This is a genomic window from Paracoccus sp. S4493, assembly GCF_000967735.1.
Classification (GTDB): domain Bacteria; phylum Pseudomonadota; class Alphaproteobacteria; order Rhodobacterales; family Rhodobacteraceae; genus Paracoccus; species Paracoccus marcusii.
The window spans coordinates 1-1,799 of sequence record NZ_JXYF01000041.1 but is presented as its reverse complement, the minus strand read 5'-3'; the positions used below and the strand labels follow the sequence as shown (position 1 = coordinate 1,799).

Annotated in this window: 2 protein-coding genes; both read left to right on the top strand. The window is 56.8% G+C overall.

Annotated features, from left to right (window positions below):
* The first annotated feature begins 822 nt into the window (after positions 1-822).
* Positions 823-1,188, top strand: coding sequence for a transposase (locus TW83_RS08160; RefSeq protein WP_045982275.1), 366 nt, complete (start codon positions 823-825; stop codon positions 1,186-1,188).
* Between the two features lie 178 nt (positions 1,189-1,366).
* On the top strand, positions 1,367-1,799 hold a 433-nt coding region (locus TW83_RS19775), incomplete at its 3' end, for a DDE-type integrase/transposase/recombinase (RefSeq protein ID WP_157001437.1).

Genomic DNA, 1,799 nt, shown 5'->3' with positions numbered 1-1,799 from the left:
CGATACAGCAATGCTATGCCTGATCCGCTTTACTCGAGTTGACCCAGATGCGGATCTTGTCCTCCTATCGGCTATGGTGACGAACACGGGCGAGATCGCCGAATGGCTTGGGAAGTTGACGGAACGCCGGTCCATCCCTCTTGATGACGTTTAGAAGCCGACCCGACAGTTGCGGGGCTGCGTCGTGTACCAAGCGGACGCGATCGAATGTCATAAGCAGCATATAAGAGAGGCTTAGCAGAGAAGAACCATACTAGGTCCGCCTGCTACACTCAATCGAACCCTAAACGCTGCTCCATTCGGTTTTTTCAGCTTAAAGCAGACATGGGTGTCAACAAGGCGCGATGAGTACGCACTGCTCTCGCTTTTGGACCATAAGGTCCTATTGTCCACTAATAAACAATGGGGTCTGACCCTAGACTCGGGTGAGCTTGCGTCGCAAATTGCTGCTTCGGCATCAGCTGCCGGACCCTAGACCCTCGTCTTTTCCCAGTCAGTTCCCAACGCATGGTCGATCGCCAAAAAGGCGTCGGCGATCATCAACGCTCCTCCGACCGAGCTTACGGCAATTGAAAAGCGTCTATACGAAACAGTAATCGATGAAATAGGTAACGCGGGCGATGCTTATCTCGTCGTCGAGAACGTTGCTCTGCAAAGCGCCGCCACGGCCCATCACCGCCTTTTGCTTCCATATGAAAGCGACTTAGCGGAGATTGTTGATTTCCACCCAGAACTGAGCCGGGTTTGGAGTGAACCCCATGGGCTGGACCACAGGCCCCTAGAAAACTGATACGCTGGACAGGCCTTGATTGGAGAAGGCCCATGACGTCACGAGGTCCCTACCGCCGGCATTCGACGCCGTTCAAGCTGCAGCTTTGCCAAGACATCCGCACCGGTGCTCTTGGGCGGCGCGATGCGCAGCGCAGCCACAATCTTTCCGCTAACCTCATTCAGCTATGGCTCACGCAATATGACCGGGGCGAGTTGAACGACGAGGAAGCCGAGGCCAGTGTCATTGCAGAGTATGAAGCTCGCATTGCCGCGCTCGAGCGGAAGGTGGGTCAGCTCACGATGGAGCTGGATCTTGCAAAAAAAACACCACGGATGTCGACCGCGGGCGGCAGCGAAAGATCCTTCGTGATCAGCGGCCCCTTGGCTGCTCCGTCAGACGGGGGTGCAAAGCCATGAACCTGCCGCGCAGCACCTACTACTACCGCTCCGCCAGGACCCTCACGCTGACGGACGGCGAACTCACCGCCATCATCGAAGATGTCCAGGATGAGCTACCCTGCTATGGCTATAGACGCGTGACCCACGAGCTTCGGCGCCGTGGTTTGCAATCAATCACAAGAGGGTAGCACGGGTCATGCGAGTAGCGGGACTGGGCATCAAGCCCCGCAAGCGCTCTGTGCGTACGACTGACAGCCGGCATGATTCTCCAATCTTTCCCAACCTGTATCGCAACCTCATTCCCGATCGCCCTGACAGGGTCTGGGTCGCGGATTTCACCTACATCCGTGTCGTCACAGGCTTCTGCTACCTGGCCGCCATCCTGGATGCCTGTAGCCGCAAAGTCATAGGCTATGCATTGTCACAGCATCTGGATACGGAACTGGCACTCGCAGCTCTGCGCGCGGCCGTCATGACCAGAAAGCCTTCCGAGGGCTGCATTCATCATACGGATCGCGGCTGTCAGTACGCATCCCAAAGCTATCGGGACGCCCTTGATGCTTCAGGCTTGCGCGGTTCGATGAGCAGCGTCGGCAATCCTTATCATAACGTAAGCGCGACGTCGCGGC